We start from the raw sequence: 18,386 nt of genomic DNA on the forward strand, positions 1-18,386 counted from the left end.
TCGCGAAGCTGGCCCACGGGGCCAACGGGGGCGTCGGCCCCCGCATTTCCCTGCCCGGCACGGGCGGTGCCGGACCCTGGAGGGCGCGGCGAAGCCGGCGCTCGGGGGCCGGGGGGCCTCAGCCTCCACGCATCCTGGCCCGGCGCCCGGCGCCGGGTCCGTGCAAGGCGCCGCGCAACCGGCGCAGGGGCCCGGGAGTCACCCCCGGTATTCGGGAAGGGGCGGGGTAGGGGAAAGAACCGCCCGCCCGACCACGGACCCCCACCCAACGCCCGGGGGCCCGCAACCAGTTCAGGGAAGGGGCGGGGTGGGGGACAACCCACCCCCACCCCTATCGTGGCCGCATGCCGCCTCGCCCCGAACCCCACCCCGACCGCGAGATCGAATCCCTCGAAGAGTTCGATCTCGTCGTCGCTCAAGGCACCCTCGCCGGACACCGCGTCCAGTCCGTCGACCTCACCGACCGAACCTTCGCGCTGCTCACCGCCGACACCACCGGCGCCGTCTTCCTCGGCTGCCCCATGCAGCCCGACGCCGCCGCCAAGGTCCGGGCCGACGGCGCGCTCGTCTTCCCGCCGGTTCCCGATCTGCATTTCGATCCGTACCGCGGGCTTCTCTACTCCCCCGACGAGCTGTTCGAGGGCTTGGCCACCAACGGCTACGAGACCACTCCCGACGCCCGGGCCTACGCCTGGTTCCAGGAGACCAAGGCCGACGGCGACATATTCGCCTCCATGCTCCGCTCGATCCACGACGACGCCATCTCCGACGCCCTGGACGAACACCTCGTCGGCGCGCGCGTCGTCGGCGTGATGGGCGGGCACGCCATGGCTCGCGGCACGGACGCCTACGCAGGCGCCGCCCGCCTCGGCCGGGTCCTCGCCCGGAGCGGGCTCACCGTCGCGACCGGCGGCGGCCCCGGCGCGATGGAGGCCGCCAACCTCGGCGCGTACGCCGCGCCGCACCCCGACGAGATGCTGGACGAGGCGCTCGAACTCCTCGCCAAGACCCCCTCGTTCACCCCGTCCGTCTCCGACTGGGCCGGCGCCGCCTTCGAGGTGCGCGACCGCTGGCCGGGCGGCGGCGACTCGATCGGCATCCCCACCTGGTTCTACGGCCACGAGCCGCCGAACGCCTTCGCGGGCCACATCGCCAAGTACTTCGCCAACGCCACCCGCGAGGACGGCCTCCTCGCCCGCTCCAGCGCGGGCGTGATCTTCCTGCCCGGCGCCGCCGGCACGGTCCAGGAGATCTTCGACAACGCGACCCCGAACTACTACGAGTCCCGCGGCGAACCGACCCCCATGGTCCTCGTCAACCGCGTGCACTGGACGCGGACGCTCCCCACCTGGCCGCTGCTCCAGTCCCTCGCGGCGGGCCGCCCGATGGCGTCCCGTATCGCACTCGTCGACTCGGTCGACGAGGCTCCGGCCGCGCTGATCAGCCTGACCAGCGGCGATTAGTCACCGAAAAGCAACTTCGGAGGCCGAAGACACGTCTGGCAGTCCAGCCGGAGTTGGACTGACCCCACGTGAACGGAGCCCCTGGTGCTGATTGGCCTACTGACCGCGGTCGCGGCCTCGACCTGTTACGGCACGGGGTCGGTGCTCCAGGCCGTGGGATCGCGCAGGTCCGCGCGCCGTGAGGCGGCCGCGTCGGGCGTCACGCAGCACGGCGGGCCAAGCCTTTCGTCCACCGCGAAGGCCGCGATGACCTGGGAGTTCATCGTCGGCACCGTCCTGGACTTCGTCGGCTTCGGCCTGGGCGCGCTGGCGGCCCGGCTGCTCCCGCTGTTCCTCTCGCAGACCGTGATCAGCGCGAACCTGGTGATCACGGCCGTGCTGAGCGTCAAGCTGCTGGGCATCCGCCTGAACCGCGCCGAGTGGACCTCGATCGCCGTCGTCTGCTCGGCGCTGGTGCTGCTGGCCTCGGCCGCGGGCCCGGAGGGCAGCGGAGACACCCCGATCGCGACGCACTGGTGGCTGCTGGCGATCTCGCTGCTGCTGATGGCCGGTGGCACCGTCGTCGTACGCCTCCTCGGCGCCCGCGCCGCGATCCTGGCCGGTCTGCTGTCGGGGCTCGGCTTCGGCGCGCTGGGTGTCGGCGTACGCGTACTGAACGGCATCGACCCCTTCGACCTGGGTGCTCTGCTCGCGGACCCGGCGCTGTACGCGATCCTCGTGGCCGGGATCGGTGGCATGTATCTGCACACGATTGCCCTTCAGATCGGCTCGGTGAACGGTGCGACGGCGGCTCTGGTGGTGGGCGAGACCGTACTGCCGGGCATGATCGGCGTGCTGTGGCTGGGTGACTCCTCGCGCCAGGGCTTCGCCTGGATGGCGATCCTCGGGTTCGTACTGGCGGTGGCGGGCGCCGTCGCGGTCGCCTGGTTCGGCGCGCCGGAGGCTCATGGCACGGAGCCACAGCCGCAGGAGCCCGGCGCCGGCGCGCTGCGTCCGGAAGACGTCGTCACCGTTCGCTGAGCACGACTACATCCTCGGCGCCGAAGACCACACCCACTTCGGCCCCTTCCTCCGGCGCGTCCCGCAGGGAGCACTCCGCCTCCAGCGGCGGCGCGTCGGCGGGCCTCAGCCGTACGGCGACATGGTTGCCCCGGAACGTAAGCCCCTCGACCCTGCACGGCAGCCCGGACGATGCATCGTCCAGCCGTACGCCCGCGGGCCGGACCAGGACCTTGCACTCGCCCTGCGGCGAGCCGTCCGGCACCGGGATCTTGCCCCACACCGTGTCGGCGGCCGTCCCGCTCACCGTCGCCGCCACCACGTTGTCGAAGCCGAGGAAGCGTGCGACGAACTCGGACGCGGGCCGCTGCCAGACCTCCGGCGGAGTGCCCACCTGGGCGATCCGGCCCTCCCGCATGACCACGACACGGTCGGCGAGCGAGAAGGCCTCGCCCTGGTCGTGAGTGACCGCGAGCACGGTGGTGCCCAACCGTCCGAACAGCTCCCGCAGTTCGACGACAAGCCGCTCGCGCAGCCCCCGGTCCAGCTGGCCGAGCGGCTCGTCCAGCATCAGCAGCCGGGGCTCCGGCGCGAGCGCCCGGGCCAGCGCCACCCGCTGCTGCTCGCCGCCGGACAGCGAGGCCACCGCCCGGCGCTGTGCGGCGGGCAGCCCGACGAGCGTCAGCAACTCATCGACGCGGCGGGCCTGTTCGGCCCGGCCGACACCGCGCATCCGCAGCCCGAAGGCGACATTGCCGCCCACGTCGCGCTGCGGGAAGAGCTGGTGGTCCTGGAACATCAGCCCGACTCCGCGCCGGTGCACCGGCACCCCTGCCTGGTCGGCGCCGGACAGCAGCACCCGCCCGGTGTCCGCGGACTGGAGGCCGGCGACGATCCTCAGCAGGGTGGACTTGCCGCTGCCGCTCGGCCCGAGCACGCAGACGATCTCGTGCTCGGCGACCTCCAGGTCCACCGCGTCGAGCGCCGCGCGCGCCCCGAACCGTACGGTCACATCCTCCAGTCGCAGCAAGGCCATCAGAACTCCCCCGAGGTTTTGTCGGTACGGATGCGTTCGAGGAGCAGCAGCGCCGCCGCGCACACCATCATCAGGATCGTCGAAAGAGCCATCGCCTGGCCGTAGTTGAGCTCGCCGGGCCTCCCGAGCAGGCGTGCCACGGCGACCGGCAGGGTCGGCCGGTCGGGCCTGGCGATGAAGACGGTCGCCCCGAACTCACCGAGCGACACGGCGAAGGCGAACCCCGCCGCGATCAGCACCGCACGCCGCACGATCGGCAGATCGACCTCACGCCAGACTCGCACCGGCGAGGCCCCGAGCACGGCCGCGGCCTCGCGCAGCCGGTCGTCGACCGCTCGGAGGACGGGCAGCATGGTCCGTACGACGAAGGGGACACCGACCAGTGCCTGCGCCAGTGGTACGAGAATCCACGAGGTACGCAGATCCAGCGGCGGCTTGTCGAGGGTGATCAGAAAACCGAAGCCGACGGTCACCGCGGAGACCCCGAGCGGAAGCATCAGCAGCGCGTCGAAACCGCGCACGAGCCGTCCCGCGCGCCGGGTGAGCGCGGCGGCCGCGAGCCCGCCGATGAGCAGTGCGATGCCGGTCGCCGCCAGCGCGTACCGCATCGAGTTCCAGATCGCCTCGATCGGCGGGACGAGGAAGCTGCTGCCTGCGTCGCCGGTCGACTGCAGGGCCCGGTAGAAGTCGAAGCCGTAACCGCCCGGCCCGTCCAGCGAGCGTTCGACGAGCACTCCGAGCGGCACCAGGATCAGCAGCAGCACGGTGAGCAGGACCCCGCCGAGCAGCGCCCACTGCCGGAGGCCGCGCGGCCGGCGCGCGGTCTGAGCCGGGTCGACCAGCTTGAGCGCGGTCTCCCGCCGCCGGACCGTCGACGCGTGCACCGCCAGGATCGCGCCGACCGCGGCGAACTGAATCAGCGTGAGTACGGCGGCCGTGGGCAGATCGAGCAGCTGGGCGGTCTGCCGGTAGATCTCCACTTCGAGCGTCGAGAAGGTCGGTCCGCCGAGGATCTGTACGACGCCGAACGAGGTGAAGGTGAAGAGGAAGACCATCAGGGCGGCGGCGGCCACGGCGGGCCCGAGCGCAGGCAGCGTCACCCGCCGCCAGGCCGCGAACCGCCCGGCACCCAGCACCCGGGCCGCCTCCTCCTGACGCGGGTCGAGCTGGGACCACAGGCCGCCCACGGTCCGTACGACCACGGCGTAGTTGAAGAAGACATGCGCGAGCAGAATCGCCCACACGGTGGTGTCCAACCGGACGCCCCACAGCTCGTCGAGCAGTCCGCCACGGCCGAGGAGGGCCAGGAACGCGGTCCCGACGACAACGGTCGGCAGCACGAACGGAACGGTCACCACGGCCCGCAGCAGCTGCTTGCCCGGGAAGTCGAAGCGGGCGAAGACATACGCGGCGGGCAGCGCGATCAGCAGCGTGAGCGCGGTGGAGGCGAGCGCCTGCCAGGCGGTGAACCACAGCACGCGCTGGATGTCGGCGCGGCTCAGCACCTCGCCGAACCGCCCGAACTGCCATACCCCGTCGACCTGGAGGCCGCGGCCGACGATCGAGACGACGGGGTAGGCGAAGAAGACCGCGAAGAACACGGCGGGCCCGGCCATCAGCCCGAGCCGCGCCGCATTCCCCCTGACGGAACCGCGGACGGAACCCCGGACGGACTTCGTTACTTCAGTACGAGCGAGGACCATGACTGGACCCACTGCTCACGGTTCTTGGCGATCTTGTCGGGAGCGACGGTCTCCGGCTTGGCGACGACAGCGCCGAACTTGGTGAACGCCTCGGGCAGCTTCGCGCCCTTGACCACCGGGTAGACGAACATGTTGAGCGGCATGTCCTCCTGGAACTGCTTGGAGATCAGGAAGTCCAGCAGGGCCTTGCCGCCCTCCTCGTTCTTCGCGCCGCTCAGGAGTCCCGCGAACTCCGTCTGACGGAAGCAGGTTCCGGTCGCGACGCCGGTGGGCGCCTCGGTCGGCTGCGGCTTGGCGAAGACCACCTCGGCCGGCGGGCTGGAGGCGTACGAGACGACCAGCGGGCGGTCCGCCTTGGCCTTCTTGCCACCGGCGGAACCGGAGAACTCGTTGTTGTACGCCTGCTCCCAGCCGTCGACGATCTTGACGCCGTTGCTCTTCAGCTTCTTCCAGTAGTCCTGCCAGCCGTCCTCGCCGTACTTGCCTATGCTGCCGAGGAGGAAGCCGAGGCCGGGCGACGAGGTCGCCGCGTTCTCCGTGACCAGCAGGTTCTTGTACTCGGGCTTGATCAGGTCGTCGAAGGACTGCGGCGGAGCCAGCTTTTTGTCCGCGAAGTACTTCTTGTCGTAGTTGATGCAGATGTCGCCGGTGTCGACGGGCGTGACGCGGTGCTTGTCCTTGTCCAGCTGCACCTCGTCGGGCACCTGGTCCAGGCCCTTGGCCTCGTACGGCGTGAACAGATCGTTGTCCAGGGCGCGCGAGAGGAGGGTGTTGTCGACGCCGAAGAAGACATCGCCCTGCGGGGAGCCCTTGGTGAGGATCTCCTTGTTGAGGGCAGCGCCCGCGTCGCCGCTCTGGAGCACCTTGACCGTGTAGCCGGTCTCCTTGGTGAACTGCTTCAGTACGGCGGGCGAGGCGACGAACGAGTCATGGCTGACGAGCGTCACGGTCTTGGACTTCGGACCGCTGTCCGTGGCGGAGTCCTTGGACTCCCCGCACGCGGCGAGCGTCGAGATGCCGAGCGCGACGGCGATGGCGGAAACCGCCACCTTCTTGGTAGTGCTCACTGAATTCCTCCTGGAGTGACCAGGAAGAGACGCGGCCCTGCTCACATGGCGTGAGCAGGGCGCAACAGCTTGAGTGATGACCGAACTTCCTACCCAGAATGACCTGGGCAAGGTTCAGAGGGTCTGCGACCACGTGCTTGTTTCCAAGCATGTGCCGCACTCTCAGCGCTGTGGCGCTCCCCTGTCGGAATATGCAAATGTTCGAAGCCCAGACTACCGCTCGGTCGCCGCGAGCTGTCCGCACGCTCCGTCGATCTCCTGGCCACGGGTGTCCCGTACGGTCACGGGCACACCGTGGGCCGCGATCGCCTCCACGAAGGCCTTCTCGTCCTCGGGACGCGATGCCGTCCACTTCGAGCCCGGCGTCGGGTTGAGCGGGATCAGATTCACGTGAACGCGCTTGCCCTTGAGCAGGCGGCCCAGCAGATCGCCCCGCCACGCCTGGTCATTGATGTCCCTGATCAGCGCGTACTCGATGGAGATACGGCGGCCGGACTTCTCCGCGTACTCCCATGCCGCGTCCAGGACCTCGCGGACCTTCCATCGCGTGTTGACCGGGACCAGGGTGTCGCGCAGCTCGTCGTCCGGGGCGTGCAGCGAGACGGCGAGACGGCACTTGAAGCCCTCGTCGGCGAAGCGCAGCATCGCGGGGACCAGACCGACGGTGGAGACGGTGATCCCGCGCTGCGAGAGACCGAGACCGTCCGGCTCGGGGTCGGTGAGACGGCGGATGGAGCCGACGACCCGCTTGTAGTTGGCGAGCGGCTCGCCCATGCCCATGAAGACGATGTTGGACAGCCGCGCCGGGCCCCCGGGCACCTCGCCGTCGCGCAGGGCGCGCATGCCGTCGACGATCTGGTGCACGATCTCGGCGGTCGACAGATTGCGGTCGAGTCCCGCCTGCCCGGTGGCGCAGAAGGGGCAGTTCATTCCGCAGCCGGCCTGCGACGAGATGCACATGGTCACCCGGTCCGGGTAGCGCATGAGCACGGACTCGACGAGCGTGCCGTCGTGAAGCCGCCACAGAGTCTTACGGGTGGTGTCGTCGTCGCACGAGATGTGCCGTACGACGGACATCAGATCCGGCAGCAGCTCGGCGGCGAGCTTCTCGCGCGCGGACGCGGGGATGTCGGTCCACTGGGCGGGGTCGTGGGCGTACCGCGCGAAGTAGTGCTGCGAGAGCTGCTTGGCACGAAACGGCTTCTCGCCGATCGCGGCGACGGCGTCCTTGCGCTCGGCGGGCGTGAGGTCGGCGAGATGCCGCGGGGGCTTCTTGGCTCCGCGGGGCGCGACGAAAGTGAGTTCTCCGGGCTTGGGCATGGTCCCACCAGTGTCGCAGAGATACCAAGAGGGGTTCGCCGTCGTGTGGACAACGAACCCCTCGACCCAAACGTGCAGGTCAGCCCGTCAGCCGGATCCGACGAAGATCACCATCAGCAGCCACACCACGGGAGCTGTCGGCAGCAGCGAGTCGAGCCGGTCCATGATGCCGCCGTGTCCAGGCAGCAGCGTGCCCATGTCCTTGATGCCGAGGTCCCGCTTGATCATCGACTCGCCCAGGTCACCGAGCGTGGCACTGGCCGCGACCGCGAAGCCGAGCAGCAGGCCCTGCCACCAGGTGCCGTCGTCGATCACGAACTCCATGAGCAGCGCGCCCGCCACCATCGCGAACGTCACCGCGCCCACCAGGCCCTCGCGGGTCTTCCCGGGGCTGATGCGCGGCGCGAGCTTGTGCTTGCCGAAGCGCCAGCCGACGGCGTACGCACCCGTGTCGCTGACCACGGTCAGCACCAGGAAGGTGAGCACCCGCTGCGGCCCGTCGTCCGCCGTGAGCATCATCGCGACGAACGTCGCCAGGAACGGCACGTAGAACGCGGCGAAGACACCCGCCGTGACGTCCTTCAGATAACCCTCGGGCGGCTCTGTCATCCGCCAGACCAGGACCGCGAGCGCCGTGAGCGCCATCGCGACCCAGGCGCCCTCCGCACCGCGGACATAACCGGCCACGACCATCGCCGCGCCGCCCACCGCGAGCGGTACCAGCGGCGCCTTGATCTGCTTGCGCTCCTCGAGACGCGAGGTGAGCTCCCACAGCCCGACGACGACGGCGACCGCTATCACGCCGACGAACACGGCCTTGACGATGAAGAGCGATGCCACGATCACAGCGCCGAGCCCGATACCGACCCCTATGGCCGCCCGCAGATCACGGCCGGCCCGCTTCTTCTGCGGCGGCTCGGACGCAGGCGGAGGGATGGGCATGGGCTCCTGCGGAATCTCGTCCCGGAACAGAGGGCCGCTCAGCCGAGCGGCACCCCGGTCGCGGTCGTCGTTCTGGTCGCGGTCGTTACGGTCTTCGGCGTCTCTACCTGCGTCGGGAAAGTCCGGCACGATGGGCATGGGCCGAGTCTGCTGTGCGTCATGCTCATCGTATGCGGGACCCGCCGGGGCAGGCCCCTGGTCGGGCGGTCCCCAGAAACCGGCTCTCGGCGGGCCCCCCCAGGAAGAGTCGTTCATCAGACCTCGAGCAGCTCGGCTTCCTTGTGCTTGAGCAGCTCGTCCACCTGCGAGACGTACTTCGCGGTGGTGTCGTCGAGCTCCTTCTCCGCACGGCGGCCCTCGTCCTCGCCGACCTCGCCGTCCTTGATGAACTTGTCGATGGTCTCCTTGGCCTTGCGGCGCACGGAACGGATCGAGATCTTGGAGTCCTCGGCCTTGGTCTTGGCGACCTTGATGTACTCCTTGCGGCGGTCCTGCGTCAGCTCCGGGAACACCACCCGGATGATATTGCCGTCGTTGCTCGGGTTGACGCCGAGGTCGGAGTCGCGGATGGCCTGCTCGATATTGCGCAGCGCGCTCTTGTCGAACGGGGTCACCACGGCCATCCGCGCCTCGGGAACCGAGAACGAGGCCAGCTGGTTGATCGGGGTCAGCGCACCGTAGTAGTCCGCCACGATCTTGTTGAACATCGCCGGGTGCGCACGTCCGGTGCGGATCGCGGCGAAGTCATCCTTGGCGACCAGGACGGCCTTCTCCATCTTCTCCTCGGCCTCGAGGAGGGTCTCTTCGATCACCACTTGCTCCTGCGTGTCTTGAGTGGGCCCGGCGTTCGACTGGGCCGGCGGAACCTGCGTCGCGTCTTTTCCCTGCACGGTGTCCGACCGGCAGGACTTTGTCCATCCCTCGAGGGAAGCCCCCGGGTCAGGCCCTGGTGCCCTGGTCGCTCACGAGCGTGCCGATCTTCTCACCCTTGACGGCCCGAGCGATATTGCCTTCTGCGAGCAGTTCGAAGACAAGGATCGGAAGGGCGTTGTCGCGGCAGAGAGTGATGGCTGTGGCGTCGGCGACCTTGAGGTTGCGGGAGAGCACCTCGCCGTACTCCAGCGCGTCGAACTTCACCGCGTCGGGGTTGGTCTTGGGGTCGGAGTCGTAGACCCCGTCGACACCGTTCTTGCCCATCAGCAGGGCTTCGGCGTCGATCTCCAGGGCGCGCTGCGCGGCGGTGGTGTCGGTGGAGAAATACGGCATGCCCATACCGGCGCCGAAGATGACGACGCGCCCCTTCTCCAGGTGGCGCACCGCGCGCAGCGGGATGTACGGCTCCGCGACCTGCCCCATGGTGATGGCGGTCTGGACACGGGAGTCGATGCCCTCCTTCTCCAGGAAGTCCTGGAGGGCGAGGCAGTTCATCACCGTGCCGAGCATGCCCATGTAGTCGGAGCGGGCCCGGTCCATGCCGCGCTGCTGCAGCTCGGCCCCGCGGAAGAAGTTGCCGCCACCGAGGACGACCGCGATCTGCGCACCGTCGCGGACGACCGCGGCGATCTCACGCGCGATGGCGTGTACGACGTCGGGGTCGACGCCGAGTCCGCCGCCGCCGGCGAAGGCCTCACCGGACAGCTTCAGCATGAAGCGCCCGGCCTTGTTGACTTCGTGGTCGCTCTTGTCGTCGGCTGCCTGATTGGCGTCCGCGCCCTTGTTCATGGAGATCTCCTCGTGCACATACGAAGAAGGCCATTGCCTTGGGGTGCTGGTGTCCCTGTCGGCAATGGCCTCCTCGTCAGATCTGCGGTCGTCCGGCGCGAGCGCGACCGGCGACTGCGTAAGAAACCCTAGCGGGCTCCCGTGTCGATCGCTTAACGGGTCAGATGCCGACCTTGATGCGCGAGAAGCGCTTCAGCGTGACACCGGCCTCGTCCAGGACCTTCTGGACGGACTTCTTGTTGTCGAGCGCGTAGGGCTGACCAAGGAGAGTGGCCTCCTTGAAGAAGCCGTTGACGCGACCCTCGACGATCTTCGGGAGGGCAGCCTCGGGCTTGCCCTCGGCGCGGGTGGTCTCCTCGGCGACGCGGCGCTCGGTCTCGACGACCTCCGCCGGGACGTCCTCGCGGGAGAGGTACTTCGGCGCGAAGGCGGCGATGTGCTGCGCGACACCCTTGGCGACCTCGGCGTTCTCCTTGTCGAGCTCGACAAGGACACCGATCTGCGGCGGGAGGTCGGGCATGGTGCGGTGCATGTACGCCGTGACGTAGGCACCGGAGAACTGCGCGAAGCGGTCGAGGACGATCTTCTCGCCGAGGTTGGCGTTGGCCTCGTCGACGAACGCCTGGACGGTCTTGCCGGCCTCGATCTCGGAGGCGAGCAGCGCGTCGAGGTCGGCCGGAGAGGTCGCGGCGACGTGGACGGCCAGGGCGTTGGCGACGGCCTGGAACTTCTCACCCTTGGCGACGAAGTCCGTCTCGCACTTCAGCTCGACGAGGACACCGGAGGTGTTGTCGTCGGCGATCAGGGAGACGACGGCACCGTTCTCGGCGGAGCGGCCCTCGCGCTTGGCGACGCCCTTCTGGCCCTTGATGCGCAGTGCCTCGACGGCCTTGTCGACGTTGCCCTCGGCCTCGTCCAGGGCCTTCTTGCAGTCCATCATGCCGGCGCCGGTGAGCTCGCGGAGCTTCTTGACGTCAGCGGCGGTGTAGTTCGCCATGTCCTTGAATTCTCTCTCGAAAGTCGAAAGTCGAAGATCTACGGGTGAGCGGCGGGGGCCGGCGCTTGTGGCACCGTCCCCCGCCGTCAACTACCGAACCTGTGTGGTCAGGCCTGCTCGGCGTCCGCGGCCGGCTTCTCAGCCTCGGCGGCCGGAGCCTCAGCAGCAGGAGCCTCAGCAGCAGGAGCCTCAGCAGCGGCCTCGGCCGGCTTCTCGGCCTCGGCGGCGGCCGGAGCCTCGGCGTCGTCTGCCTTCTTCTCGCCCTCGAGGAGGTCGCGCTCCCACTCGGCCAGCGGCTCACCGGCGGCCTTCTCGCCCGGCTTGGAGTCACCGGTGGCCACGCCGGAACGGGCGATGAGGCCCTCGGCGACGGCGTCGGCGATCACGCGGGTGAGCAGGGTGACGGAGCGGATGGCGTCGTCGTTGCCCGGGATCTTGTAGTCGACCTCGTCCGGGTCGCAGTTGGTGTCCAGGATCGCGACGACCGGGATGTGGAGCTTGCGCGCCTCACCGACGGCGATGTGCTCCTTCTTGGTGTCGACGATCCAGACGGCGCTGGGCACCTTCTGCATCTCGCGGATACCACCAAGGGTCTTCTCCAGCTTGGCCTTCTCGCGGGAGAGGACCAGGAGCTCCTTCTTGGTGAGGCCGGACGCGGCCACATCCTCGAAGTCGATCTGCTCGAGCTCCTTCAGACGCTGAAGGCGCTTGTAGACGGTGGAGAAGTTGGTGAGCATGCCGCCCAGCCAACGCTGGTTGACGTACGGCATGCCAACGCGCGTCGCCTGCTCGGCGATGGCCTCCTGGGCCTGCTTCTTGGTGCCGACGAACATGATGGAGCCGCCGTGGGCGACGGTCTCCTTGACGAACTCGTAGGCGCGGTCGATGTACGACAGCGACTGGAGCAGGTCGATGATGTAGATGCCGTTGCGCTCCGTGAAGATGAATCGCTTCATCTTCGGGTTCCAACGACGGGTCTGGTGACCGAAGTGGACGCCGCTTTCCAGCAGCTCCCGCATCGTGACGACGGCCATGGCCGTATCTCCTTGGGTTCTCGGTTATGTCCTGACGCCCCGACGCGCCGTGCCACAAGGGACCGAGGAGCGCGGCCACCGACCTGAAGAGGTGTGGTGGCGGGGCGTGCGAAGTCGACCCGGTGACCCGGATCGCCAGAAGAAGTGTACGGGACCCGCGCAGTGCCGGGTGACGGCGCTGTCCACAACCGGTCGGTACTCCACAGATCGGGACCATGATCCACTCGGTGGCGGGATTCGCGGGACGGTCTGTGCCATGAACCGCGCCCTGTTTCGCAGTCTGCTCGTCCTGCTCGTTCAGGTGCTTTCCCTGGCCTGGGCGGGCACCGGCCCGGCTCGGGCCGACGATTCCGGCGGCCGGAGCTGGCCGCTGGGTCCGCCACGCCCCATCGTCGTGCGCGGGTGGGAACCGCCGGCCTCGGCGTACGGGGCTGGGCACCGCGGGGTGGATCTGGCCGCGCCGCCCGGCACAGAGGTGCGGGCGGCCGCGCCCGGCCGGGTCTCGTTCGCGGGCCGGGTCGCGGGCCGCGGCGTGCTGTCCGTGACCCTCACCGGTACGGGTGACCCGCCGCTGCGCACGACCTATGAACCGGTGCGCCCGCTGCTGCCCGAGGGCGCGGAGGTGAGCGCCGGCCAGGTGGTGGCGACCATGGAGGCGGGGCCGTCGCACTGCGCTTCGGGGTGCCTGCACTGGGGGCTGCTGCGCGGGAGGGAGTATCTGGATCCGCTGTCCCTGCTGCCGCCCTGGCTGCTGCGCCGTCCCCCGTCCCGGCTGCTGCCGGTGTTCGGCGTCCCTGCTCTGGAGTCGACCGCTGCTGCGGATGTCCCTCCGGTGCGCGCGCCGGTGCCAGCGCCGGTTCTGGCAGGGGCCGGCGGGGCGCTGCACGCTGTGATGCTCGCGGTCACGGCCGCGGTGTCCCGGTGGGTGCTGCGGCATGGCCGGGCGACAGGTCCGTGCGGGCCGGGTGCGCGAGGCCCGTGGCCGGAAACAGGCCCGCGCCGGCTCAGCCCCGTACGCCTCGCAGGGCCATCGCCACGGCCGCGTCGGCGATCGCCTCCGGGTCCTCAGCCGCACCGACCTCGATACGGCGCACCGCTGCGTCCACGACACCCTGCAGCAGCATCGCCGCCAGCCGGGGCTGCTCCTGCCCCAGCTCGCCCAGCGCCTCGACGATCATCGCGATCAGCCCGCCGTGCGCGGCACGGATCTTCTCCCGTGCCCCGGCGTCCAACTCGCTCGCGGAGATCGCGACAACCGCCCGGTGACGCCGGTCGCCCACGAGGTCCAGCTGCTTGCGTACGTACGCCTCGACCTTGCCATCCGCCGTGTCCGCCTGCTGCATCGCGGTCTCGACCTCCGCCGCCCAGACGGGGAAGTCGACCGCGCACAGCTCTTCGACGACCGCGGCCCGAGAGCGGAAGTACTCATAGACGGAGGACCTGGCCAGGCCCGTGCGCTCGGCGAGGGCGGGGAAGGTCAGCGCCTCCGTGCCGCCCTCGGACAGCAAGGAGCGCGCGGCGTCCAGCAGGGCGCCGCGCTGCATGGTCCGGTGCTCGGCCACGGAGGCCGCTCGAATCCTGGGCACGCCTCCACTGTACGGATGCCGACGGATGAGGCAGGGACGATTCGGCGTCAGCGCCCGACGTCGGCCAGCTTCGCGCGCAGTTGCAGGACCGACTTCGTGTGGATCTGGCTGACCCGGCTCTCGGTGACACCGAGGACATTGCCGATCTCGGCGAGGGTGAGGCCCTCGTAGTAGTAGAGGGTGACGACGGTCTTCTCGCGCTCGGGCAGGGTGTTGATCGCGCGGGCGAGCAGCCGGCGCAACTCCCGGTCCTCGGCCACCTCGACCGGGTTGTCGGCGGCCGTGTCCTCAAGGGTGTCCATCAGGCTGAGCCGGTCGCCGCCCTCGCCGCCCACATGCAGCAGCTCCTCCAGCGCCACGACGTTCGCGAGCGACAACTGGCTGAAAACCGCGTGCAGTTCGTCCACCGCGATCCCCATCTCGGCAGCGACCTCGCACTCCGTCGGCGTACGCCGCAGCTGCGCCTCAAGCGTGCCGTAGGCCCGCTCCACGGCCCTGGCCTTCTGCCGTACGGAGCGCGGAATCCAGTCCAGGGCCCGCAGCTCGTCGATCATCGCGCCACGGATCCGGGTGATCGCGTACGTCTCGAACTTGATCGACCGGTCGATGTCGAACTTCTCGATGGCATCGATGAGTCCGAAGACTCCGGAGGAGACGAAATCCGCTTGTTCAACATTGGACGGCAGCCCCACGCTCACCCGTCCCGCGACGTACTTCACCAGAGGTGAGTAGTGCAGGATCAACTGCTCGCGCAGCCGCTCGTCACCCGTGGCCTTGTACGACCGCCACAACTCGTCGAGCGACGAAGGAGCGGGGGGCCGCACGGTGCCACGGGCAGCGGGGGGCACTGCCGCGCGGTCAGACCCGGAGGTGTGCTGGGGCATGCGTTGCCTTGAGCCGTTCTGCTGTGAGGGGGGAGGGGGAGGGGGACGAGCGTCTGGGCCGGAACCTTGGTGAGCGTAGCGTGACTGCGGCGTTGCGGTGGGCGAAGGAGGAGGGAACGAACCTGTGCGGGTATCTGCTGTCGCCCACACCTTCGAACCGGGGCGGCCACCGCGCGCGCCGGGCTCTCAGATCTCGCCGACAGGCCTGCAAAGCTCATCGGCATCACCTTTTCACCCGAATGCTCCAGGTCAAGGACCGCCTCGCCGCGCGTTCGAACCGCGGATCGCGCTGCGCGTCAAGTGCCAGCCGTCTCCGTGCCGTTCGACGAACCCCAGCGAGTGCAGTTCGTACAGCCTGCCGAGCGTCTCGTCGGTCGTCGTCCCGGCAGCCCGCGCCAGCCGGCCGCCGTCGACCGCGCCGCGCGCCGGCATGGCCTCAAGAACCCGCGCGCTGACGGGATCCAGCAGATCCCTCGGGAGCACCGGCCCCCGCCGGTCAGGGGCAAGATCACCGATGTCCCCGACCAGCTCGGCCACTTCGGCGGCATCGGTGACCAGCACACCCTCCCCGCGCAGGAGTTCGTGCACGCCCGCGGAGAGCCCGCTGGTGGCCGGCCCCGGGACTCCCATCGTGTAGCGACCGAGCTTCTGTGCGCTGCGCGCGGTGACCAGCGAACCGCTGCGGTATTCGGCCTCGACGACCACGGTGCCCCTGGTGAGGGCTGCGATGACCCGGTTGCGCAGGACGAATCTGCTGGGCGTGGGATGGTCGCCGGGCGGCAACTCTCCGATGACCAGCCCCTGTTCGGCGATGCGTCCGATCAATTCGGCATGTCCGCGCGGATAGACGACATCGACCCCGCAGGCGAGTACGGCGACGGTTGCCCCGCCCGCGGCGAGTGCACCCCGGTGCGCCGAGCCGTCGACCCCGTAGGCCGCCCCCGACACCACGACCCAGCCGCGTTCGGCAAGCCCCGAGCCGAGGGTGGCCGCCATGTGCGCCCCGTACGGGGTGCAGGCCCGGGCTCCGACGACGGCGACCGAGCGCAGTGCCCATTTCCGCAGGTCGGCCCGTCCCCGCACCCAGAGTCCGATCGGTCTGGCGTCACCGAGGTCGTCGAGCTGGGTCGGCCATTCCTGGTCGCCCGGGCAGATGAAGCGGCCACCGACCGCGGCGACCGCCGCCAGGTCGCGGTCGGGGTCGGCCCCCGCAGCCCGTATCCGGTAGCCCGCGAGCCGCCTGGCCGTGGCTCCGGTCAGCCCTGCCTCCTCGTGCTCAGCTGCGGTCAGCCGCGCGATGAGCCCTTGGGCGCCGAACTCGCGCAGCCATCGCCCGCCATGCTCGTCCCCCGGCTCGATCACCCGCGTCAGCGCGGCCCGCGCGAAGCGCTCACGCTCCCCGGCGACCGCCCGGAGCTCTCCCCCCGCGTCCGGCATCACCGCCCTCCCGCGCCGACGGGCATGGGCGCACCGCGCGCGATGCCCGTACGCAGCTCCAGAGCAAGGTCGACGTCGCAGGCCTGCGGCCGGTCCCGTCCCGCGAGGTCCGCGATTGTCCACGCCACCCGCAGCACCCGGTCGATGCCCCGCGCCGTGAGCAGTCCCCGTTCCATGTCCCGCTCGGCCGCGGCCAGCGCCCCGGGCGCGACGAGCCAGCGCGTACGCAACTCATGCCCCGGCACCTCGCTGTTGACCGCCCACGGCGTGCCCTGCAGCCGGGCCGCGGCACGCTCCCTGGCCTCCCGCACCCGGACCGCGACGACCGACGACGGCTCGCCCCGGCCGCCCTGGCACATCAGGTCTCCGCGGTTGACGGGCTCGACCCCGACCCGCAGATCGACCCGGTCGAGCAAGGGCCCGGACAGCCGCGCCTGATACCGCCGGATCACCGACGGCGGGCACTCACATCCCGCCCCCTGCAGGGTGTGCCGCCCACACGGGCATGGATTGGCCGCCAGGACCATCAGGAAGCGGGCCGGCAACCGCACCACTCCCGCGCTCCGCGCCACCACCACATGCCCGGATTCCAGCGGCTGCCTCAAAGCATCGAGCGCCTTGCCCGAGAACTCGGGCGTCTCATCGAGGAACAGCACGCCCCTGTGGGCGAGGGAGACCGCTCCCGGTCTCGGCACGCCGTTTCCTCCCCCGACGAGCGACTGCATCGTCGCCGAATGGTGCGGCGCGCAGTACGGAGCCGTTCGTACCAAAGGCTCGCCCGGCTGCAGGATGCCCGCCACCGAGTGAACGGCGGTGACCTCCAAGGACTCCCGTCTGGTCAGCGGCGGCAGCAACCCGGGCAGCCGCTCGGCCAGCATGGTCTTGCCCGCGCCGGGCGGTCCGTGCAGCAGCAGATGGTGGCCGAACCGGGCGGAATTGCATCTGATGCACGAGCGCCGTGCGGCTCACCTGCGTGATCTGCGGTGATGCTAGGGCACCGAGGAACAAACCGCCAAGGCCGTCACCAGCCGCTTTGCCGACGATCATGCAATGACTGCACGATTCGGTCAGTCCGCGGTAAGGAGGCTGTGTGGCCGACCAGTTCGAGCCGGAGGGATCCGCCCGGCTACAGCTCGTTTCGGATGTGACGCTCCTGCATCCGGAAGACGCGGTCTTCGAGGCGATGCTGGACGGCTGGTACCGACAGCAGCGCGGCGGCCGGCACCTTGAGCACAAGACCGTGACCGACCGTCAGGCCCGCGTACGGAACTTCATGGAGTTCGCAGGCGAATATCCGTGGCACTGGAACGCCGCGCACATGGACGACTGGTCCAGCCACTTGGTCTCTGAGCTGCGCCGGAGGCCCTCGACCGTCCGCAACTACCAGGGCTCGATCAGGCTGTTCTGCGACTTCCTGATCAACCCCCACTATCGGTGGGCGGAGGAGTGCGAACGCCGCTTCGGCACACACCCAGTGCAGATCTGCCACGAGTGGAACACGCTGGCCCACCTGGTGGACTACGAGGGAGACGAGGAACGGAGGCCCTTCACCCGCACCGAATTGCAGACCTTCTTCGACTACTGCGACGATCGTGTTGACCAGGCCATCCGCAAGGGACGCAAGGGTGCACTGCACGCCTACCGCGACGCCACCCTCTTCAAGGTGATCTACGCCTGGGGTCTGCGCCGCACAGAAGCATCACGCCTGGACCTGTCGGACTTGCACCGCAACCCGAAGGCCCCGGAGTTCGGCCGCTACGGCGGTCTTCAGGTCCGCTACGGCAAGCGCTCCCGCGGTTCGGCTTACCGCCGTCGGGAGGTCCTGTCGCTGATGGACTGGGCAGTCGAGGCCGTCGAGGACTACGTCACCAACATTCGTCCACGCTTTGGCTTCCCTGGTCACCCAGCTCTCTGGGTGACCGAGCGGGGCGGACGCGTCCGGCCGCGCGAGATCGACGACCGGTTCGCCGACTACCGCAACGAGCTCGGGCTCGACGAAGCGCTCGTCCCCCACTGCCTCCGCCATAGCTACGTGACCCACCTGATCGAAGACGGCGCCGACGAGACATTCGTCCAGCAGCAGGTCGGGCACCGCTACAAGTCCACGCTGGCGATCTACACATCGGTCAGCGGTGACTTCATGAACACGATGATGCGTCAGCACCTGGACCAGACACTCGCCCCGATGGGATGACG

General features: G+C 69.5%; 16 protein-coding genes and 1 pseudogene. 4 read left to right on the forward strand and 13 right to left on the reverse strand.

The features are described 5' to 3' along the window. The first annotated feature begins 344 nt into the window (after positions 1-344). Both OG905_RS12140 and OG905_RS12145 read left to right on the forward strand, forming a co-directional pair. Complete coding sequence (locus tag OG905_RS12140; protein WP_328667745.1) at positions 345-1,463, forward strand: LOG family protein; 1,119 nt, start codon at positions 345-347, stop codon at positions 1,461-1,463. An 84-nt stretch (positions 1,464-1,547) separates the two neighbouring features. Beyond that, complete coding sequence (locus OG905_RS12145; RefSeq protein WP_328667746.1) at positions 1,548-2,483, forward strand: hypothetical protein; 936 nt, start codon at positions 1,548-1,550, stop codon at positions 2,481-2,483. On the opposite strand, the gene OG905_RS12150 is transcribed toward OG905_RS12145, so the two are convergent. From OG905_RS12150 to rpsB, 9 genes are all read right to left on the reverse strand, one after another. After that, positions 2,470-3,498 carry an ABC transporter ATP-binding protein gene (locus OG905_RS12150; RefSeq protein WP_328667747.1) on the reverse strand — a complete coding sequence of 343 codons (1,029 nt, stop codon included), beginning with the start codon at positions 3,496-3,498 and terminating at the stop codon, positions 2,470-2,472. The genes OG905_RS12145 and OG905_RS12150 overlap by 14 nt on opposite strands. Further along, positions 3,498-5,114 (reverse strand): ABC transporter permease, encoded by a 1,617-nt coding sequence (locus OG905_RS12155; RefSeq protein WP_328667748.1) that lies wholly within the window; start codon positions 5,112-5,114, stop codon positions 3,498-3,500. The genes OG905_RS12150 and OG905_RS12155 overlap by 1 nt, the downstream gene beginning before the upstream one ends. 62 nt (positions 5,115-5,176) lie before the next feature. Further along, the gene (locus OG905_RS12160) at positions 5,177-6,268 is read right to left on the reverse strand and encodes a thiamine ABC transporter substrate-binding protein (RefSeq protein WP_328667749.1); all 1,092 of its coding nucleotides are present in this window, start codon (positions 6,266-6,268) and stop codon (positions 5,177-5,179) included. 213 nt (positions 6,269-6,481) lie between these two features. Next, entirely contained in the window at positions 6,482-7,588 is a 1,107-nt protein-coding gene (rlmN, locus tag OG905_RS12165; RefSeq protein ID WP_328667750.1) for a 23S rRNA (adenine(2503)-C(2))-methyltransferase RlmN, read from the reverse strand. A gap of 87 nt (positions 7,589-7,675) precedes the next feature. Further along, on the reverse strand, positions 7,676-8,785 hold the full coding sequence (locus OG905_RS12170; RefSeq protein WP_328667751.1) for a phosphatidate cytidylyltransferase: 1,110 nt from the start codon (positions 8,783-8,785) through the stop codon (positions 7,676-7,678). Then, the gene (gene frr, locus OG905_RS12175; RefSeq protein WP_324986969.1) at positions 8,785-9,342 is read right to left on the reverse strand and encodes a ribosome recycling factor; all 558 of its coding nucleotides are present in this window, start codon (positions 9,340-9,342) and stop codon (positions 8,785-8,787) included. The genes OG905_RS12170 and frr overlap by 1 nt, the downstream gene beginning before the upstream one ends. A 127-nt stretch (positions 9,343-9,469) precedes the next feature. Beyond that, a complete protein-coding gene (pyrH, locus tag OG905_RS12180; RefSeq protein ID WP_328667752.1) occupies positions 9,470-10,252 on the reverse strand; it encodes a UMP kinase in 783 nt (260 codons plus the stop codon). Between the two features lie 160 nt (positions 10,253-10,412). After that, on the reverse strand, positions 10,413-11,249 hold the full coding sequence (gene tsf, locus OG905_RS12185) for a translation elongation factor Ts (RefSeq protein WP_328667753.1): 837 nt from the start codon (positions 11,247-11,249) through the stop codon (positions 10,413-10,415). A 107-nt stretch (positions 11,250-11,356) separates the two neighbouring features. After that, a complete protein-coding gene (rpsB, locus tag OG905_RS12190; RefSeq protein WP_328667754.1) occupies positions 11,357-12,283 on the reverse strand; it encodes a 30S ribosomal protein S2 in 927 nt (308 codons plus the stop codon). A 256-nt stretch (positions 12,284-12,539) separates the two neighbouring features. Here rpsB and OG905_RS12195 point away from each other — a divergent pair. Then, positions 12,540-13,079, forward strand: a pseudogene (locus OG905_RS12195) (M23 family metallopeptidase); the annotation flags it as partial. Positions 13,080-13,287: 208 nt separating this feature from the next. On the opposite strand, the gene OG905_RS12200 reads toward OG905_RS12195, so the two are convergent. The 4 genes from OG905_RS12200 to OG905_RS12215 form a co-directional block, all read right to left on the reverse strand. After that, complete coding sequence (locus tag OG905_RS12200; protein ID WP_328682188.1) at positions 13,288-13,845, reverse strand: TetR/AcrR family transcriptional regulator; 558 nt, start codon at positions 13,843-13,845, stop codon at positions 13,288-13,290. A 71-nt stretch (positions 13,846-13,916) separates the two neighbouring features. Next, positions 13,917-14,753 (reverse strand): RNA polymerase sigma factor WhiG, encoded by an 837-nt coding sequence (gene whiG / locus OG905_RS12205; RefSeq protein WP_266488838.1) that lies wholly within the window; start codon positions 14,751-14,753, stop codon positions 13,917-13,919. Between the two features lie 249 nt (positions 14,754-15,002). Then, positions 15,003-16,190 (reverse strand): DNA-processing protein DprA, encoded by a 1,188-nt coding sequence (gene dprA / locus OG905_RS12210; RefSeq protein WP_328667755.1) that lies wholly within the window; start codon positions 16,188-16,190, stop codon positions 15,003-15,005. Further along, the gene (locus OG905_RS12215) at positions 16,190-17,068 is read right to left on the reverse strand and encodes an ATP-binding protein (protein ID WP_443043928.1); all 879 of its coding nucleotides are present in this window, start codon (positions 17,066-17,068) and stop codon (positions 16,190-16,192) included. Before OG905_RS12215 ends, dprA begins: the two co-directional genes overlap by 1 nt. 212 nt (positions 17,069-17,280) lie before the next feature. Between OG905_RS12215 and OG905_RS12220 the strand changes: the two genes are divergently transcribed. Beyond that, entirely contained in the window at positions 17,281-18,384 is a 1,104-nt protein-coding gene (locus tag OG905_RS12220; RefSeq protein ID WP_328667756.1) for a tyrosine-type recombinase/integrase, read from the forward strand. Positions 18,385-18,386: the final 2 nt, after the last annotated feature.

It is taken from the genome of Streptomyces sp. NBC_00322 (assembly GCF_036147535.1).
In the GTDB taxonomy this organism is placed as follows: Bacteria; Actinomycetota; Actinomycetes; order Streptomycetales; family Streptomycetaceae; genus Streptomyces.

Excerpts from the sequence above, each read along its gene's own strand:
- OG905_RS12140 (WP_328667745.1), top strand. The coding sequence starts at position 345 with ATGCCGCCTCGCCCCGAACCCCACCCCGACCGCGAGATCGAATCCCTC.
- OG905_RS12150 (WP_328667747.1), bottom strand. The coding sequence starts at position 3,498 with ATGGCCTTGCTGCGACTGGAGGATGTGACCGTACGGTTCGGGGCGCGC.
- OG905_RS12155 (WP_328667748.1), bottom strand. The coding sequence starts at position 5,114 with ATGGCCGGGCCCGCCGTGTTCTTCGCGGTCTTCTTCGCCTACCCCGTC.
- rlmN (WP_328667750.1), bottom strand. The coding sequence starts at position 7,588 with ATGCCCAAGCCCGGAGAACTCACTTTCGTCGCGCCCCGCGGAGCCAAG.
- OG905_RS12170 (WP_328667751.1), bottom strand. The coding sequence starts at position 8,785 with ATGAACGACTCTTCCTGGGGGGGCCCGCCGAGAGCCGGTTTCTGGGGA.
- pyrH (WP_328667752.1), bottom strand. The coding sequence starts at position 10,252 with ATGAACAAGGGCGCGGACGCCAATCAGGCAGCCGACGACAAGAGCGAC.
- tsf (WP_328667753.1), bottom strand. The coding sequence starts at position 11,249 with ATGGCGAACTACACCGCCGCTGACGTCAAGAAGCTCCGCGAGCTCACC.
- rpsB (WP_328667754.1), bottom strand. The coding sequence starts at position 12,283 with ATGGCCGTCGTCACGATGCGGGAGCTGCTGGAAAGCGGCGTCCACTTC.
- whiG (WP_266488838.1), bottom strand. The coding sequence starts at position 14,753 with ATGCCCCAGCACACCTCCGGGTCTGACCGCGCGGCAGTGCCCCCCGCT.
- dprA (WP_328667755.1), bottom strand. The coding sequence starts at position 16,190 with ATGCCGGACGCGGGGGGAGAGCTCCGGGCGGTCGCCGGGGAGCGTGAG.
- OG905_RS12215 (WP_443043928.1), bottom strand. The coding sequence starts at position 17,068 with ATGCTGGCCGAGCGGCTGCCCGGGTTGCTGCCGCCGCTGACCAGACGG.